This is a genomic window from Methylorubrum aminovorans, from assembly GCF_022179725.1.
In the GTDB taxonomy this organism is placed as follows: Bacteria; Pseudomonadota; Alphaproteobacteria; order Rhizobiales; family Beijerinckiaceae; genus Methylobacterium; species Methylobacterium aminovorans.
In genome coordinates this window covers 25,329-42,712 of the sequence record NZ_BPRC01000006.1, presented here as the reverse complement: position 1 = coordinate 42,712, position 17,384 = coordinate 25,329, and the positions used below count along the sequence as shown (strand labels likewise).

Genomic DNA, 17,384 nt, shown 5'->3' with positions numbered 1-17,384 from the left:
CGGACCCGCCAAGTCGCCCGGTGAAATTTTCACAACCGAGCGACCCCGAAGGCGAGGCGCCCGACCGGACTACGCCAGGACGGAGGCCGGCAGCCTTACCGTCACGGTCGTCCCGCCCGCGCCGCTTGCCATCGCGAGCGTTCCGTTGAGCTGGCGGACGAACGCCTCGACGAACCGGGATCCAAGGCCGGAACCCGGGCCGCTGGTCGCGTCCAGCCCGATGCCGTCGTCGGCGACCGTGAGCACCGCCTCACCGTCCCGGCGCCTGAACCCGAGGAGGATGCGGCCCCCTCCGGACGGAAACGCGTACTTCACCGCGTTGGTGGCGAGTTCGTTGACGATCAACCCGACCGTGACCGCCTGGTCGGCGACGATGGACAGCGGCTCCGCCTCGACGTCGACGGCGATGCGGGCCTCGGCGCCGAGCAGGCTGGAACGCAGGCTTCCGGCGATGCCCTCCAGATATGGCCCCATCGCCACCGGGCCGAGCGTCGAGGAGCGGGAGATCACGTCGTAGAGCTCGGCCACGGCGCCGATGCGGCCCTGCATCGCGCGGTAGCCCTCGACGCAGGGTTCGGCCGCCCGGCGGATTTCGTACGAGACGAACGAGGTGATGATCTGCAGGCTGTTCTTGATGCGATGGGCGAGCTCGGCGGCGAGAAGGTCGCGGTGCCTCTCCAGCATTCGCGCCTCGGTCACGTCCTCGAAGACCAGGAGCAGCCGAGTGATATGGTTGCCGGGACGGTGGACCTTGCGGGCGTTGAGCTTGAAGATGCGCCGACCGAGTCCCGGGAACTCGTCCTCGACCTCGAAGCCGTCGATGGCCATGTCGTCGGGCACGATCCGCCCGAGCAGATCCTGGAGCCGCCCGACCCGCCACTGGCCTTGCGACAGGTCGTAGAGCGACGTGCCGACCACAGTCCCAACGTCGAGGCCGAACATGCGCAGGAAGGAGCGGCTGGCACTGACCACTGTCATGTCGGCTTCGAGGACCACCAGCGGGTCTCGAACCGTGTCGACGATGCCCTGGGCGAGAAGTCGCTGTCGCTCGGCCTCGGCCCGGGCCTCGTGCTCGCCCGTGACGTCGTCGATGGCGAGGAGCAGGTATGGAACGTGGCCGTCCTCCCTGAACACCTTGCGGGCGTTGAGGCGCATGCACTTCACGCCGATGCCGGGAAAGTCGTGCCCGACCTCGTAGCCCTCGACGGTCCCGTCGCGCGGCACGATCTCGCCGAGCAGCGTGCGCAGTTCGGGGATCCCCCACTGGCCGTTGCCGAGCTCGAACAGCGGCCGTCCGACCGTCGCCTCGGGCTCGACCTTGAAGGTGTTGTAGAAGGCGCGGTTCGCCGACTTGACCCTAAGGTCCATGTCGAGAACCAGCAGGCTGGTCCGGACGGTGTCGACGATGTCTTGCGAGCTTACCGTGTCCATGCGTCCACCGTCGGGTTCGAAGCTACCCGTCCGCACGGTCCACGAACCCTAGCCGACCGGTGGGACGCGAGTCCGCGTAGTGGATGCGGGCGGGTTCACACGGCCGTCTCATTTCCCAGCCGTCCGCCACCGGAGCCGGGGGGGGGGGGGGGGGGGGGGGGGGGGGGGGGGGGAGGGCCCAAGATTATCCCGGGCAACCTAAAGGGGGGCCGCCGCTTGGGGCAAGGGCACAGGCTCCAAGCCATTGTGCCCCAGTCCCGACGACCGCGCCCCGATGCTTTGCGGGTGGCGGACCAGCATCCCAGGCGCCGTTGCCGGGGGTCCCTCTGGACGACGGCCTCGGCGAGGTTCGGCGCACGCTGGCGGCCACCAGCACCGCGAGCTCGATCACGCGCACGGCGTCGAGGACCGACATCAACACGACCGCACGGTGGTGCGCGAGTGTCACCGCCACGGCGACGCCCGCAAGCGCGCCATCGTGGAGGAGCACGGCCACCGTGTAGCGGAACGTCGACCCGGGGCCGGGACGGCGGCATCGGCGGGCGGCCCAGTCCCACGCTCCTCGAAAGGTCGGCGAACCCAGCGTGACGGTTGCCTGAACGGCGGTTTCAGAACGCATTCAACGGCGGCGGCGCAACCTGCCGTTATACGAATCCCCGGAGGATACAGCGATGCGGCGACACCTTGCAGGCTTGATGGCCGCGGCCATCGTCATCGCGCCGGCCGCGGCCTCGGCCCAATATTACGAGCGCGGCTATGGCGAACGGCGGCCGCACGATCATGTCGAGGTCTACCGTCACGGCGACCATGACGACGTCGTAGTCCGGCACCATCACACGCGCCGCGACGAATACGAGCCGCGCCGGTTCGAGCGGCACCATCACCACCACGACTTCGACGACTCAGGTCGCAGGCCGGAATTGGGGGCGGCGCATGGGGAGTAACGTGCGCGGGAGGCTTCGCGGGCGCGTACCCGATGCCCGCGGCCAGGCGCGAAAACCCGCGAGTTCGGGTAGCATCCGCATGTCCGCACCGCCTGCTTGGACGGGCCGCCCGGAGAACTCCTATCTCCTGCCGGGCATTTCGTGCCTGTACCCGTGCGCATGCCAGTCGTTGTCCGCGTGCGCGGGCTTGCCGTCGGGCACCTTCTCCCCCGCCGGAGCGCGAGCCGTTGCGGTGGGTTGGTCCGCCGGACACGGCTCCGGTGTTCAGGACCGTTCGCTTGAAGTTCGGGACGTTGCCATGCACGTCCAAGATGAAGGCAGGATCCTCGGCGGCCTCCTGCATCCCGGGGGAGAGCAGCCGCGACCGTCCGCTTCAACTGTCCGCCATCCGGCGGCAACCGCATCGGTCAATTCGAACAACGAGGTAACCACGCCGTTAGTGGCTGGATCGCTGGGTCCGCGACGAGATGTGTCCGCGACCGGACACCCGGCCGAGGAAGGTGGACATCGGCCGGCAATTCGCCCTCCGGGCCGGTCGCCAGGGCGACGCGCACTTACGAGTGTAGCGCGCGCCAACTCGGTGGTTCTCCAGCACGCGTCGGGGGGCGGCCAGGCGCACTGTCGCCAGCACCTGGTCGCCGCCCGTATGCGGCATCCCGAAAGGGAGCTTCGAAGCTGCGGAGTTCGAGCCTGACCTGAGTGGCCTGCCGCGTTCCGAGACGGGGCCGCCATAGGTCGGGGACGGACGGCGCAAGCTCCGTCGGAACGCCGGGTGGGACAAAACGGGAGACATCCCGACCAGCCAAACGTGTTAAGCCGCTGCCATGCCCGCCAAGCGCTCGCGTCATACCTCCCTGGTCGTGCCCGTCGCCGGATGGTCGAAAAGCCAAGCCACCCAAAGTAAGCACACCTCGGCCAGCGAGTTCACCCGCGCTTCGATGCGCGTGAAAGCCCGGCACGAGGCTCACACGGTAGGTCAGGTCCCGTGGTCGACACGGTCTCCGCTAGCGCAAGGGCAAGCCTGATCCGATGACCCAGGCTCCGGGCTTCCTGGCAGGAGGGGGCAACATGGGCGCGCGGATGCGCGCCCACGATTGGGCGTCGACGTTCCTCGGGCCGGCGGACCGGTGGCCGCAAGCCTTCGTGACGCTGTTGCGAGTGATGCTCAGCTCGCGCCAGCCGATGTTCCTGTGCTGGGGTCCCGAGCGTACGCTCGTCTACAACGACGCCTACGCCCCCATGCTCGGCGCCCGGCATCCCGATGCCCTCGGTCGCCCGTTCTTCGATGTCTGGCCCGAGGTCCGCATCGAGGTCGGGGTCCTGATGGATCGGGTGTATGCCGGCGACCCGGTGCACATGGACGACCTCCAGCTCACCTTGCACAGGAACGGCTACCCCGAGGAAACGCACTTCTCGTTCTCCTACACGCCCGTCCCGGACGACAGAAACACGGTCGCGGGGCTGTTCTGTGCCTGTACCGAGATCACCAAGCAGGTCCTGGCCGAGCGCCGCCTGTCGGCCGAGCGCGAGCGCTTCGCCAGCCTCTTCGAGCAGACCCCGACGTTCATGACCGTGCTGCGCGGCAGGGAGCATCGGTTCGAACTGGCCAATCCCCGCTACCTGAAGCTCGTCGGCCACCGGGACGTCGTAGGCAGGACGGTCGCGGAAGCCCTGCCCGACGCGGTCGAGCAAGGGTTCCTGGAAATTCTCGACCAGGTCTACGACAGCGGCGTGCCGCAGACGTTCCATGGCATCCGCTACGCCGTGCAGGCGGTGCCGGGCGGCCCGCATGACGAGCGCTTCGTCGACGTCGTCTACCAACCGATCCGGGATGTCGACGGTACGGTCGGGGGTATCTTCATCGAGGGCGCGGACGTCACCGACCGTGCGCGGGCGGAGACGCGGCGCGAGGCGCTGGTGCGGATCACCGACCGGTTCAATGAGCTCACGAGGGCGGACGACATCGCTTTCGCGGCCTCGCAGGTCCTCGGCGAGACGTTGGCGGTCAGCCGTGTGGGATACGGCACCATCGACCCCGACGCCGAGACGCTCCACGTCGAGCGCGACTGGAACGCACCGGGCGTCGAGACCCTCGCCGGCGTCGTGCCGCTGCGGACCTACGGGTCGTTCATCGACAGCCTGAAGCGCGGCGAGTTCGTCAGCATCGCGGACGTCGAGCGCGACGATAGGACGGCGGGCGCGGCGGAGGCCTCGAAGGGGCGCGGCGCGCACGCCTTCGTCAACGTGCCGGTGCTCGAACAGGGTCGGCTCGTGGCCGCCCTCTTCGTCAACCATGCCGAGGTGCGGGACTGGGCGCCGGACGACCTGGCCTTCATCCGGGAAGTCGCGGGCAGGACCCGCATCGCGGTTGAGCGGAGCCGTGTCGAGACGGCCTTGCGCGACCTCAACGCCGACCTCGAACGGCAGGTCGCCGAACGGTCACGCGAGTTGAGCCGGACTTGGCAGGTCTCCACGGACCTCCTGGGCATCGCCGACGACGCCGGATTCTTCGTCCGGACCAACCCGGCCTGGAAGTCGCTGCTGGGCTGGAGCGATGCGGAGGCCGCACGCATCCCCTTCGTCGAGCTGGTCCACCCCGACGACGTCAGGGCCACCCACGCCGCGCTGGATCGGCTACGGGCCGGGGAGGCGGTCCTCCGCTTCGAGAACCGCTGCCGCACCACCGCCGGTGGGTACCGCTGGCTAGCCTGGGTCGCGGTCCCCGAGGGCGGGCAATTCTACTGCAGCGCGCGGGACGTGACGGAGGAGAGGGAGCATGCCGCGACCCTCGCCGAGCGTACCGCCGAGCGCGACCGGCTCTGGAACCTGTCCGAGGACATGCTGGCCCGCGCCAACTACCAGGGGACGATGTCGGCGGTGAGTCCTGCCTGGACCCAGGTGCTAGGCTGGTCCGAGGCCGAGCTCCTGTCGCGGCCCTACGCGACCTTCATGCATCCCGACGACACGGACCAGACGCTTGCGGCCCTCGTCCGGATGGGCGACACGAAGCGGCCAACCCGGTTCGAGAACCGCATCGCCGCGAGCGACGGGTCGTGGAAGTCCATCGAATGGACCGTGGCGCCCGAGCCGGACGGGCTGCACTTCATCGCCGTCGGTCGCGACCTGAGCGTGGCGAAGGCGCGCGAGGCGGAACTCGCGGCGGCTCAGGAAGCCCTGAGGCAATCGCAGAAGATGGAGGCGGTCGGACAGTTGACCGGCGGCTTGGCGCACGACTTCAACAACCTGCTCGCCGGCATCTCCGGCTCGCTGGAACTGATGCAGACCCGGATGCAACAGGGACGGCTCAGCGATGTCGACCGCTACATGGCGGCCGCGCAGGGCGCCTCGAAGCGCGCGGCCGCCCTGACCCACCGCCTGCTCGCCTTCTCGCGCCGCCAGACCCTGGCCCCCAAGCCCACCGACGTGAACCGCCTCGTCTCCGGCATGCAGGAATTGATCCAGCGTACGGTCGGCCCGGCCATTCCCGTGGAGGTCGTCGGCGCATCCGGGCTGTGGCCTGCGCTGGTGGACCCACCGCAGCTTGAGAACGCGCTGCTCAACCTGTGCATCAACGCGCGTGACGCGATGCCGGACGGCGGGCGCATCACGGTCGAGACCGCCAACAAATGGCTCGACGAGCGGGCCGCACGCCAGCATGACATGCCCGAGGGGCAGTACCTCTCCCTCTGCGTCACCGACACCGGTACCGGCATGCCGCCGGACGTCGTCGCGCGGGTGTTCGAGCCGTTCTTCACCACCAAGCCGCTGGGCGAGGGCACTGGACTCGGCCTCTCGATGATCTACGGCTTCGCCCAGCAGTCCGGCGGGCAGGTGCGTATCTACTCGGAAGTCGGCAGGGGCACGACCGTGTGCGTCTACCTTCCGCGCCACTACGGCGAGATCGCCGAGGACACGGGTGACGAAGTCGCGACGACGCTACCCCGCTCCGAGCAGGGCGAGACCGTCCTCGTCGTGGACGACGAGCCGACGGTCCGCATGCTGGTCAACGACATCCTGGAGGATCTCGGCTACACCGCCATCGAGGCCGCCGACAGCGCCGCGGGCCTCAAGGTGCTGCAGTCGGACGTCCGTATCGACCTTCTGGTGACGGACGTGGGGCTGCCAGGCGGCATGAACGGCCGGCAGATGGCCGATGCCGGCCGCGTCACCCGTCCCGACCTCAAGGTGCTGTTCATCACCGGATACGCCGAGAATTCCATTCTCGGGAACGGCCATCTCGCACCGGGCATGGCGGTCCTGACCAAGCCCTTCGCCGTCGACACGATGTCTGCCCGCATCCGCTCCATGATCGAGGCGTCGGATGCAGGGCCGCTCGGGCGACGCCTGGTTCCCTAGGGCCTGACCCGGGACGACCGTAAGTCAGGCTGCCATCCTGGGCTTGACCTTCCCACCGTGGAAAGCCTTATCCAGGCCACCTGCAGGTCGCTGCGCGCGGGAAACCGGGAGGCTTCATGCGCGCCCTGAAAACTGGCATCCTCGATTCGTGACGTTTTGGCTCGCCCTTCGGCGGCTGCTCCCGCTCATGGCGGTTGTCAGCCTCGCCCTGACGCCGGTGACCGCTTCCGCGGCCGCCGTGGGCATGCGCGCCTCCATGACGGCGCAGGCGCAAGGGTCCCGCGAGGCCATGCCCGGCATGGGCCATGAAGCGATGGGAGGGACCGACATGGCCGGCATGGCCATGGACGACATGCGCTGCTGCCCGCCCGAGAAGCCACTGAACCCGGACTGCGCCAAGGCGGGTTGCCCCCTAAAGGCGCTCTGTAACGCCGGCGTCGCCTCGCTCCTGCCGACCGCGGTCCCCATCCCGAGGCCGGGGGCGACGTGCGCCGCGCCGGCTTGGCCCGAAGCGGCCTCGTTCGCCAGCGTGCACGGCCCCCCGCCGCCAGAGCCTCCCAGAGCCTGACCCGATGCCGCCGGCGCCTGCGCCGGCACGGTGACGCGCGTCCGCGCGTGGCCATCCATCGCATTCAGGAGACGACAAACGTGACCCGGAAATCCTTCTCGCGCGCCCTCTGGGCTGCGCTGTTCGCTGCCGCCCTGACGGGGCCAGCCGTCGCCGACATCAAGGACTACGCGTTCGAGCTCGTGCAGCGTGAGGCGAAGGTCGGCGAGGCCGTCCTGTCCGTCCGCCTCGTCGACAGGCGCACCGGCAAGCCGGTGACCGACGCCGTGATCTTCGCCAAGCGCATCGACATGGCCCCCGACAGCATGGAGGAGATGGTCTCGAAGATCGAGCAGGTCCCCTCGACCGAGCCGGGCGTCTACCGCTTCAGGGCGAAGCTCTCGATGGCGGGAGGCTGGCGCCTGTCGCTCGGGGCCAAGGTCCAGGGCGAGACGGGCACAGTCGAGAACAAGCTCGTCTTCCAGGCCGTCAAATGAGCCGGGCGGGCTGGACGGCCGGTGCCCTCGCCGCGCTGGTGGCAGGGAGCGCCGGCTACGTCGCCGGGCACGGTGGCAATCCCGTGCCGGCGCTCGTCGAGCGCGCGCGGAGCCGGCTCGCCCACCGCCCCCCCGGCGAGCCGGCTCCGGTCACCCCGTCCCCCGCGAAGGCGACCGGGCCGGTCGTCTACTATCGGGACCCGGACGGGAAGCCGGCCTACTCGCTCGCGCCGATGCTGACCGCCGACGGGCGCGTCTTCCGGGCCGTGCGTGCCAGCGAGGACGTGCGATTCGATGACCCGGAGGACGGCGAGGCCATGCCCGCCGACAGGGCCGCGAACGGCATTTCGGGGCAGGGTGCGGCGACGTCCGACGCCCGGCAAGTGCTGTACTACCGCAACCCGATGGGCTTGGCCGACACCTCGCCTGTGCCGAAGAAGGATTCGATGGGGATGGACTACATCCCCGTCTACGCGGGCGAGGACGAGGGCGGCGTCGTGAAGGTGGCGCCGGGCAAGGTCCAGCGCACGGGCGTGCGGACCGAGCTCGCGGAGCGCCGCGTCCTGTCTCTGCCGGTGCGGGCGCCGGGCAGCGTCGAGGAGGACGAGCGCCGCATCTCCGTCATCGCCATGCGCACGGACGCCTTCATCGAGAAGGTCGAGCCGGTCACCACCGGCGACCACGTCCACAAGGGGCAGCCGCTGCTGCGCCTGTTCGCGCCCGAGATCAATGCGGTCGCGGCCCAGTACCTGACCTCCATCGGCTACGAGGGGGGCCGCCGGCGGCTGGAGAACCTTGCCATCCCGCCGGAGGTCATCGACGAGATCGAGCGCACCCATAAGGTACCACCCTCCATCACCTGGTCCTCGCCCCGGGACGGCGTCGTGGTCGAGCGCAACGTCTCGGACGGGATGAAGGCCAAGTCCGGTGACGTCCTGTTCCGCATCGTCGACCACACGCGCGTCTGGGTGCTGGCCGACGTGACCGAGCGCGACCTCGCCGGGGTGGCGGAGGGACAGAGGGCGACGGTGCGGGTGCGGGCCTTCCCGGACCGGACCTTCACCGGGACGGTGACCCGGATCTACCCCCACCTCAACATGGAGACCCGGACCGCCCGCCTGCGCGTCGAGCTGCCGAACCCCGACGGCGCCCTGCGCCCGTCGATGTACGCGGACGTCGAGATCGCGACAGGCGACGCCAAGCCAGTGGTGGCGGTGCCCGACGACGCGGTCATCGACACCGGCGAGCGCCAGGTCGTGCTGCTCGACCACGGCGAGGGGCGCTTCGAGCCGAAGCCGGTGACGGTCGGCCTCCGCGGCCGGGGCTACGTCGAGATCCGCGAGGGGGTCACGGCCGGTGACCGCGTGGTTACCGCGGCGAACTTCCTGATTGACGCCGAGAGCAACCTGAAGGCGGCGCTGCAGGGCATGACCGCGCCCAAGGATGACCAGCAGGCGGCGAGCGCGGGAGGCACGCCGTGATCGCCCGCCTGATCGGCTGGTCGGCCCGCAACCTCGTCCTGGTGCTGATCGGGACCGTGTTCGCGGTGGCGACCGGCGTCCTGGCGCTCAAGACCCTGCCGCTCGACGCCATCCCCGACCTCTCGGACGTGCAGGCCATCGTCTACACCGAATACCCCGGGCAAAGTCCGACGACCGTCGAGGACGTCGTCACCTTCCCCCTCACGACCGCCATGCTGACGGTTCCGAAGGCGAAGGTGGTGCGCGGCTTCTCGTTCTTCGGGGTGTCCTTCGTCTACGTCATCTTCGAGGACGGCACCGACCCGTACTGGGCGCGCTCGCGCGTGCTGGAGTTCCTCAACGGTGCGGCGAGCCGCCTGCCGGTCGGCGTGACGCCGACCCTCGGACCCGACGCGACCGGTGTGGGCTGGGTCTACCAGTACGTCGTCGTCGCGAAGGAACGGACGCTCGCCGAGCTTCGGTCGCTGCAGGATTGGGTCATCCGGTTCGGGGCCTCGCGCGCGGAGGGCGTGGCCGAGGTCGCGGGCGTCGGCGGGTTCGTGAAGCAGTACAACGTCGTCGTGGACCCGAACCGGCTGCGCGCGCAGGGCATCAGCCTCAACAAGCTCCGGGACGCCATCCGGTCGAGCAACGCCGACGTCGGCGGGCGCACGGTCGAGCTGTCCGAGTTCGAGTTCATGGTGCGCGGGCGCGGTTACCTGAAGAGCGTCGCCGATATCGAGAACATCGTGCTCAAGACCGTGGGCGGCACGCCGCTGCGGCTCCGGGACGTCGCCCGGGTCGAGCTCGGGCCGGACGAGCGCCGCGGCATCACCGAGATGAACGGCGAGGGCGAGGTCGCCGGCGGCATCGTCCTGCAGCGCTTCGGCGCCAACGCACTCAACGTCATCGAGGGCGTCAAGGCGAAGCTCGCAGAGGTCGCGAAAAGCCTGCCGGCCGGCACCGAGATCCTGCCGGTCTACGACCGCTCGCAGCTCATCGACGCGGCCATCGACACCCTGCGCCACACGCTGGTCGAGGAGAGCATCGTCGTCTCTCTCGTCTGCATCGTGTTCCTGCTGCACGTGCGCAGCGCGCTCGTGGCCATCCTGATGCTGCCGGTCGGCATCCTGATGGCCTTCGCCGGCATGAGGGCGCTCGGAATCGGCGCCAACATCATGAGCCTGGGCGGCATCGCCATCGCGGTCGGCACCATGGTCGACGCCGCCATCGTGATGATCGAGAACGCCCACAAGCACCTGGAGCGGGCGCCCCCGGGCAAGCCGCGGGTCGAGGTCCTCGTCGAGGCCGCTGCGGAGGTCGGGCCGTCCCTGTTCTTCTCGCTCCTCGTCATCACGATGAGCTTCCTGCCGATCTTCACCCTGGAGAGCCAGGAGGGACGGCTGTTCGGGCCGCTCGCCTTCACCAAGACCTTCGCCATGGCGGCGGCGGCGCTCCTCTCGGTCACGCTGGTGCCGGCCCTGATGGTGCTGTTCGTGCGCGGGCGCATCGTCCCGGAGCACCGCAACCCGCTGAACCGGCTCCTCATCTGGCTGTACCTGCCTCTCATCGCCGGCGTTCTGCGAGCCCGACTCCTCACCATCCTGCTCGCCGTCGGCGTACTGGCCGCGACCGCTTGGCCGGCCCGGCAACTCGGATCCGAGTTCATGCCGGAGCTCGACGAAGGCACGCTGCTCTACATGCCGACGACCCTGCCGGGCATCTCGGTGACCAAGGCCGGCGAGCTCCTCGCCACCCAGGACCGCATCATCAAGAGCTTCCCCGAGGTGGCCTCGGTCTACGGCAAGGCTGGGCGCGCCAACACGGCCACCGACCCCGCGCCGATGGAGATGTTCGAGACGGTCATCGCCTTGAAGCCGAAGGCGGAGTGGCGCCCGGGCGTGACGCTCGCGAGCCTCAAGGCGGAGATGGACGCGGCCCTGCAGTTCCCGGGTGTGTCGAATGCCTGGACGCAGCCGATCCGCGCGCGCATCGACATGCTCTCGACGGGCATCCGCACCCCGGTGGGCGTGAAGGTGCTGGGCACCAACCTCAGGGCGATGGAGGGGGTCGCCCGCCAGGTGGAGACGGTGGTGCGGGCCGTGCCGGGCACGTCGAGCGCCTATGCCGAGCGGGTCATCGGGGGCTACTTCCTCGACATCACGCCGGACCGCGAAGCGCTCGGGCGCTACGGCCTGATGGTCGGGGACGTGCAGGACGTCGTCGCGACGGCCCTGGGTGGGCAGTCCGTGACGAACACGGTCGAGGGCCGCGAGCGCTACACCGTCAATGTGCGCTACCCGCGCGCCTTCCGCTCGGACCCAAGGGCCATCGCGACAGAGGTCCAGGTGCCGCTGCCGACCGGCGGCACGGTGCCGCTCGGTGAGGTGGCGAAGGTCGAGCTCACCCGAGGGCCGACCTCGATCCGCACCGAGAACGGGCATCTCGCGGTCTACCTCTTCGTCGACATCGCCGGGCGAGACCTCGGCGGCTACGTCGCCGAGGCGCGCAAGGCGGTGGCAGACGCGGTGCGGCTTCCCCAGGGCACGACCCTGCAGTGGAGCGGACAGTACGAGTACCTGGAGCGTGCGGAGGCGCGCCTCGCGGTCGTGGTGCCGCTGACGCTGCTGATCGTGTTCCTGCTGCTCTACCTGAACTTCCGGCGCCTGACCGAGACACTCATCGTGATGCTGTCGCTGCCTTTTGCCCTGGTCGGCGGGGTGTGGCTGCTCTGGTGGATGGGCTTCAACCTGTCGGTCGCTGTGGCGGTCGGCTTCATCGCCCTGGCTGGCGTCGCTGCCGAGACCGGGGTGATCATGCTGGTCTACCTCGACCACGCCCTCGACGAGGTCCGCGCCCAGTGCGAGCGCGAGGGACGCCCGCTCGCGCGCCCGGACCTGCGCCGGGCCATCATGGTCGGCGCGGTCGAGCGGGTCCGGCCCAAGATGATGACGGTCGTCGCCATCATGGCGGGCCTGCTGCCCATCCTCTGGAGTACCGGTTCAGGCTCCGAGGTCATGCAGCGCATCGCGGTGCCGATGATCGGCGGGATGGTCTCCTCGACCGTGCTGACCCTGGTGGTCATCCCGGCGGTCTACGCCCTGGTGAAGGGGCGGGGCCTGCCCCCGGCCGGCGCGGTCCGCGAGGGGACGGATGGTGAGGCGATGCGGCTGCCGCAGGCGGCCGAGTGAGAGCGAACGGTAGATGACGATGAGGAGCGATGCGATGCCATCCAGACGTACCGTGCTCGTGGGTTTGGCGGTGGGGCTGATGCTTGGACGGGGCGCCTTGGCGGAGGGGCCGCCGATGGTCGCGGTGACCAAGGACCCGAGCTGCGGCTGCTGCGAGAGATGGGTCACCCACCTGCGCGAGGCCGGCTTCACCGTCACCGTGACCGAGGGCCCGGTGAACCCGCTCAAGATCCGCCTGGGGGTGCCTCGCGAGCTTGCCTCCTGCCACACCGCCCAGGTCGGCGGCTACGTGATCGAGGGGCACGTCCCGGCCGGGGCGATCAAGCGGCTCCTCGCGGAGCGACCCGAGGGAATGGGTCTGGCCGTGCCAGGCATGCCGGTCGGTTCGCCCGGCATGGAGGTCGAGGACATGCAGCCTGATACCTACGACGTCGTCCTGTTTGGGAAGGACGGTCGGTCGACGTTCGCGCGGTACCGCGGCGGGGAACTAACCTGAGGCCACGGCGGATTCAGCGCTCGGGCATCGCCGCCGCCGGCGCGGCCGCCTTCGCCCCCGACTTGGGCGCGGGCTTCGGACGCTGGTCCCACATCACGTAGCCGGCCGGCGGGTCGTACTCGTGCGGGCGCATGACGGAGGCCTGCCCCTCCGCGGTGACGAGCCCCGGGAACAGCGCCCTCTCGATATGCTCCCGGTTAAGCGCGATCTTGTGCGGGGTGTGCGACAGGATGTGCTGCGAGTGGGTCCGGCCCGGGGGGCTGACGCTGACGAGCTTCTTGCCGGGAAAGCGCTTGGCGAACAGCTTGGCTGTCGCCGCCTGGTCCGTATCGGCGGTCAGGAGATATGCAGTATCCATGACGTCCTGTACTGCGTCGTCATAGACGCTAAGCGCGAGATTGATGTCCGTCGCCTTCTCGGTCGGCTTCTGCCAAGTGGAGCCACAGTCCCGGCACTTGGCGTCTTCATGGCTGAAGTGGCCGAGGACGGTCTCAACGCCGACCAGTTTGAGGGCGCGGACCAGGCGCTCGTGGCGGATTTTCTTGCTGTGATCGCCCGGGTAATAGGCCGTGCAGAACACGACGCGAACGAGCTCCTCCGACTGGCGCGAGATGATCGACTCCCCCAGCTTCCAGAAGTTGCACCACTTCAGAAAGGGCTCTCCTAAATCATTGACGGAATGATACAAATTGAAGCCATCGATGTAGAGTGCAGCCCGGATCCTGGATTTTCCCGCTTGACTATCCAGCTCCATGCACTCATATCCGATCCGTCAACGCTGAACGGTGCGCCGTCAGCAACCCATGGGTTCCGGCCCGTGTGAAGCCCACAGGTTCCAACCTGTGGGCTTCTTGGTTTCCGAGGCTGTTCTATCCTGAGTTCGCCTCGCGTAGTACTGTCTTTTTGTCTCTCGCGAGTTGACCGCGCCGGCCCTTCGGGCTTTGGCCGCCGGCATGTTATCCCCGGGCCTCTTAAGGTCGCGGTGGCAAGCCTGCGATGCTCGTCGGGCGGAACGGGGCGGTTCGCGTGGAACGCCATTCCTGGGGCCAGAGGAACGCGGGCCGCCGCCGTCGCATCAGGCCGCACGTCCGGACCGCCGCGCGCCGAGCCTTCGTCGCGATCACGGTCGCTGTCCTCGCCGTCGCGTGCTGCGGGTTCGCGGCCAAGGGGCTGTTCGAGAGCCGAGTGCTGATGATGCCCTACGTCGCTCGCTGACCCCCGCGCCCAGATCGCTCACGCGGGTTCACCCAACGGCGATAGCGCCTCGATGATGCGGCAGTCGGAGACCGACCCGCAGCCGCACTGGCCGATGACCTCGCGGAGTTCCGAGGCGAGCCGGGTCAGGTCGGCCAGCTTGCGCTCCACGTGGGCGAGATGGGCGCGGGCGATGGTGTCGACCTCGCCGCAGGAGCGATCCCGGTCGTCCGCCAAGGCGAGCAGGTCCCGGATCTGCTCCACGGTGAAGCCGAGGGCGCGACCGCGGCGGATGAAGCTCAGCCGGCGCAGGTGTTCGGGCCCGTAGAGCCGGTAGTTGCCGCTCGACCGCGCCGGCGGGGGCAGCAACCCGACCTTCTCGTACCACCGGACCGTTTCGACACGGGTCTGCGTGGCCTCCGCGAGGCTGCCGATGGTCATGGAAGAAGCGCTCCGCACGGCCTTGACCCTGTAGTGACTACAGGGTGCATGTAGGGGGCCTTCCCAGTCCGGACCAGGAGCCCGGCGAACGGAGCGCACCATGAGCCAGGCCGCCGGCGCGGACCGCACATCCTTCCCCACGAACGGTCCGCAGGCCCTGCGCTACAGGGTCAAGGGCATGGACTGCCCGACCTGCGCCGGGAAGATCGAGACCGCCGTCTCCCGGCTGCCGGGCGTCGCGGACGTGCGCGTGAACTACGGCAGCCAAGTCCTCGACCTCGCGCTCGATGAGGCTGCGACGCCGAGGACCGAATTGGAGGGGCGTATCGAGCGCCTGGGCTACGGCGTCGCGCTGCTCCCCACGGCCGCGGACTTAGCCATGGCCCAAGCCTCGGGCGGCGCCCCGCCCGCCGGGACCGCGGAGGAGCCTGAGCCGCCGCTCTGGCGGAGCCGGAAGGCGCGGCTGGGCATCCTGATCGGCGCCCTGTTCGCCGCCGGCTTCCTGGTCGAGCGGATCGCGCCGGGCCTGGCGGGCGAGTACGCCTACTGGCCAGGGGCGCTCGTCGGGCTCGCCTATTACGGCCGCCGCGCGGCCGTGGCGGCGTTGGCCGGCACGCCCTTCTCCATCGAGATGCTGATGTCGGTCGCCACCGCGGGGGCGCTCGCCATCCACGCCGCCGAGGAGGCCGCCATCGTCGTGCTGCTCTTCACGGTCGGCGAGATGCTGGAGGTCGTGGCGGCGGGCCGGGCGCGTGCCGGCATCAAGGCGCTCGCCGCCCTGGTGCCGAAGACCGCCCGCCTCGTCGACGAGGCCAATGGCACCATCCGCGAGGTGGCCGCTGCGTCGCTGGCCATCGGGCAAGTCGTGGTCGTGAGGCCGGGCGACCGTGTGCCTGCCGACGGGGTGATCACCGACGGCGCGTCGAGCCTGGACGAGTCCCCCATCACTGGCGAATCGGTCCCGAAGCCCAAGGAGGTCGGCGACCCGGTCTACGCCGGCAGCGTCAACGCCGATGGCGCGCTCCAGGTCCGGGTCACAAAGACGGCGGCCGACAACACAGTCGCCCGCATCCTGCACCTCGTCGAGGAGGCGCAGGCGTCGAAGTCGCCCACGGCGCGCTTCATCGACCGGTTCAGCGCGGTCTACACGCCCATCGCGTTCGCGTTCGCGGCCGCCGTTGCGGTCGTGCCGCCGCTGCTCGGCGCCGATTGGGGCACCTGGATCTACCGGGGCCTGGCGCTCCTCCTCATCGCCTGCCCCTGCGCGCTGGTGCTCTCGACCCCCGCGGCCATCGCCTCCGGACTGGCCGCCGGTGCGCGACGCGGGCTGCTCGTCAAGGGCGGCGCCGCACTGGAGGTCATCGGGCGGGTGCACACGGTCGCGTTCGACAAGACCGGGACGCTGACCGCCGGACGGCCGCGGGTCTCGGACATCCTGGTCTTCGCCCCGGACGCGTCGGAGCGCTCGCTTCTCGGGTTGGCTGCCGCGGTCGAGAGCGGAAGCGGCCACCCCATCGCCCGGGCCATCCTCGACCGGGCGAGCGCGGACGGGGTGCCGCTGCGCCCGACGCGGGACGCCCGCGCCATCCCCGGCAAGGCGGTGTCGGCCACGGTGATGGGTCAGACGGTGCTCGTCGCCTCCCCACGCCACGCCGCCGAGAGCGCGCGGCTCGGCCCCGAGGCCGAGCGCGCGGTCGCGGACCTGGAAGCCGGCGGCAAGACGGTGGTCATCGTCGTCCGCGGCGCCGAGGCCTTGGGCGCCATCTCGGTCCGGGACGAGCCCCGCGCCGACGCGGCGGCCGGCATCTCGGCCCTGCGGAAGCTCGGCGTCCGCAGCGTGATGCTGACCGGCGACAACCGGCGCACGGGCGAGGCGGTCGCGTCCGAACTCGGGCTCGACGTGAAGGCCGAGCTCCTGCCCCAGGACAAGCTCGCCGAGATCGCGGCCCTGAAGGCGGCGGCTCCGGTGGCGATGGTCGGCGACGGCATTAACGACGCGCCGGCGCTCGCCGCCGCCAGCGTCGGCATCGCGATGGGCGGCGGCACCGACGCGGCCCTGGAAACGGCGGACGCGGCGGTGCTGAACGACCGGGTGGGCGACGTGGCGGCGCTGGTCTCCCTCTCTCGGGCGACCCTGGGCAATATCCGCCAGAACGTCGCGATCGCCCTCGGCCTGAAGGCCGTGTTCCTAATGACGACCGTCGCAGGCATCACCGGCCTCTGGCCGGCCATCCTGGCCGACACCGGCGCGACCGTCCTGGTGACGGCCAACGCGCTCCGTCTCCTGAGGGCCTGATGATCTCCCTGTCAGGGTGGGCCGGCCGGGCGGCGACCGTGGCCGGGGTGGCGGGGGCCGCCGCGGCCATAGACCTCGTCGCCAAGGCGGTGGCCGAGGCGTGGCTGGAGGAAGGCGCCGTCAGGGGCGCACTGCCCTTCGTCGACCTGAGCCTGTCATTCAACTACGGCATCAGCTTCAGCCTGTTCCCGGCGCACGACCCGTCCTCCCTGGCACTGCTCCTCGCCATCCAGGGCACGCTCACCTGCCTCGTGGCCGGCTGGGCCCTGGCCGCGGGCGGCGGGCTCGAACGCCTCGGGCTCGCCGCGATAGCGGGCGGGGCCGCCGGCAACTTCGTCGACCGGCTCATGGACGGCGTCGTCACGGACTACCTCGACCTGCACACCGGCGGCATCCGCTGGTTCACCTTCAATTTGGCGGACGTCTGGATCTCGACAGGCGTGGTGCTGCTGCTCCTCGACGGACTTCCCCTGCGGCGGAGGCATCGCAGCGCCGGGGATCCGATCCCGTAAGCGGCCCGCTTCCGCCGAA

Annotated in this window: 13 protein-coding genes; 10 read left to right on the top strand and 3 right to left on the bottom strand. The window is 69.9% G+C overall.

Annotated features, from left to right (window positions below; all coding sequences use genetic code 11):
* Positions 1–69: 69 nt before the first annotated feature.
* Positions 70–1,431: a sensor histidine kinase gene (locus MFF24_RS10520; RefSeq protein WP_012455880.1), complete on the bottom strand. Its 1,362-nt coding sequence runs from the start codon at positions 1,429–1,431 to the stop codon at positions 70–72.
* Positions 1,432–2,102: 671 nt separating this feature from the next.
* Here MFF24_RS10520 and MFF24_RS10515 point away from each other — a divergent pair.
* The 7 genes from MFF24_RS10515 (at position 2,103) to MFF24_RS10485 (ending at position 12,922) form a co-directional block, all read left to right on the top strand.
* On the top strand, positions 2,103–2,375 hold the full coding sequence (locus tag MFF24_RS10515) for a hypothetical protein (protein WP_238224430.1): 273 nt from the start codon (positions 2,103–2,105) through the stop codon (positions 2,373–2,375).
* 1,068 nt (positions 2,376–3,443) lie between these two features.
* A complete protein-coding gene (locus MFF24_RS10510; protein ID WP_003602906.1) occupies positions 3,444–6,731 on the top strand; it encodes a PAS domain-containing protein in 3,288 nt (1,095 codons plus the stop codon).
* A 148-nt stretch (positions 6,732–6,879) separates the two neighbouring features.
* Positions 6,880–7,299, top strand: coding sequence for a hypothetical protein (locus MFF24_RS10505; RefSeq protein WP_003602905.1), 420 nt, complete (start codon positions 6,880–6,882; stop codon positions 7,297–7,299).
* Positions 7,300–7,379: 80 nt separating this feature from the next.
* Positions 7,380–7,775, top strand: a complete 396-nt coding sequence (locus MFF24_RS10500) for a FixH family protein (RefSeq protein ID WP_003602904.1) — start codon at positions 7,380–7,382, stop codon at positions 7,773–7,775.
* Positions 7,772–9,256 carry an efflux RND transporter periplasmic adaptor subunit gene (locus MFF24_RS10495; protein WP_003602903.1) on the top strand — a complete coding sequence of 495 codons (1,485 nt, stop codon included), beginning with the start codon at positions 7,772–7,774 and terminating at the stop codon, positions 9,254–9,256. Before MFF24_RS10500 ends, MFF24_RS10495 begins: the two co-directional genes overlap by 4 nt.
* Complete coding sequence (locus tag MFF24_RS10490) at positions 9,253–12,426, top strand: efflux RND transporter permease subunit (protein ID WP_003602902.1); 3,174 nt, start codon at positions 9,253–9,255, stop codon at positions 12,424–12,426. The genes MFF24_RS10495 and MFF24_RS10490 overlap by 4 nt, the downstream gene beginning before the upstream one ends.
* 19 nt (positions 12,427–12,445) lie before the next feature.
* Positions 12,446–12,922 carry a DUF411 domain-containing protein gene (locus MFF24_RS10485; RefSeq protein ID WP_026105495.1) on the top strand — a complete coding sequence of 159 codons (477 nt, stop codon included), beginning with the start codon at positions 12,446–12,448 and terminating at the stop codon, positions 12,920–12,922.
* A 13-nt stretch (positions 12,923–12,935) separates the two neighbouring features.
* Here the strand turns inward: MFF24_RS10485 and MFF24_RS10480 are convergent, their stop codons facing one another.
* On the bottom strand, positions 12,936–13,676 hold the full coding sequence (locus MFF24_RS10480) for an NYN domain-containing protein (protein ID WP_003602898.1): 741 nt from the start codon (positions 13,674–13,676) through the stop codon (positions 12,936–12,938).
* Positions 13,677–13,948: 272 nt separating this feature from the next.
* Between MFF24_RS10480 and MFF24_RS10475 the strand changes: the two genes are divergently transcribed.
* Complete coding sequence (locus MFF24_RS10475; RefSeq protein WP_231343946.1) at positions 13,949–14,137, top strand: hypothetical protein; 189 nt, start codon at positions 13,949–13,951, stop codon at positions 14,135–14,137.
* 18 nt (positions 14,138–14,155) lie between these two features.
* On the opposite strand, the gene MFF24_RS10470 is transcribed toward MFF24_RS10475, so the two are convergent.
* Positions 14,156–14,557 (bottom strand): MerR family transcriptional regulator, encoded by a 402-nt coding sequence (locus tag MFF24_RS10470; protein ID WP_003602894.1) that lies wholly within the window; start codon positions 14,555–14,557, stop codon positions 14,156–14,158.
* Between the two features lie 100 nt (positions 14,558–14,657).
* Here MFF24_RS10470 and MFF24_RS10465 point away from each other — a divergent pair, with 100 nt between their 5' ends.
* Together MFF24_RS10465 and lspA are read left to right on the top strand one after the other, a co-directional pair.
* On the top strand, positions 14,658–16,853 hold the full coding sequence (locus MFF24_RS10465; protein ID WP_012455882.1) for a heavy metal translocating P-type ATPase: 2,196 nt from the start codon (positions 14,658–14,660) through the stop codon (positions 16,851–16,853).
* Positions 16,853–17,365 carry a signal peptidase II gene (lspA, locus tag MFF24_RS10460; protein ID WP_012455883.1) on the top strand — a complete coding sequence of 171 codons (513 nt, stop codon included), beginning with the start codon at positions 16,853–16,855 and terminating at the stop codon, positions 17,363–17,365. The genes MFF24_RS10465 and lspA overlap by 1 nt, the downstream gene beginning before the upstream one ends.
* The last annotated feature ends 19 nt before the right edge of the window (positions 17,366–17,384 follow it).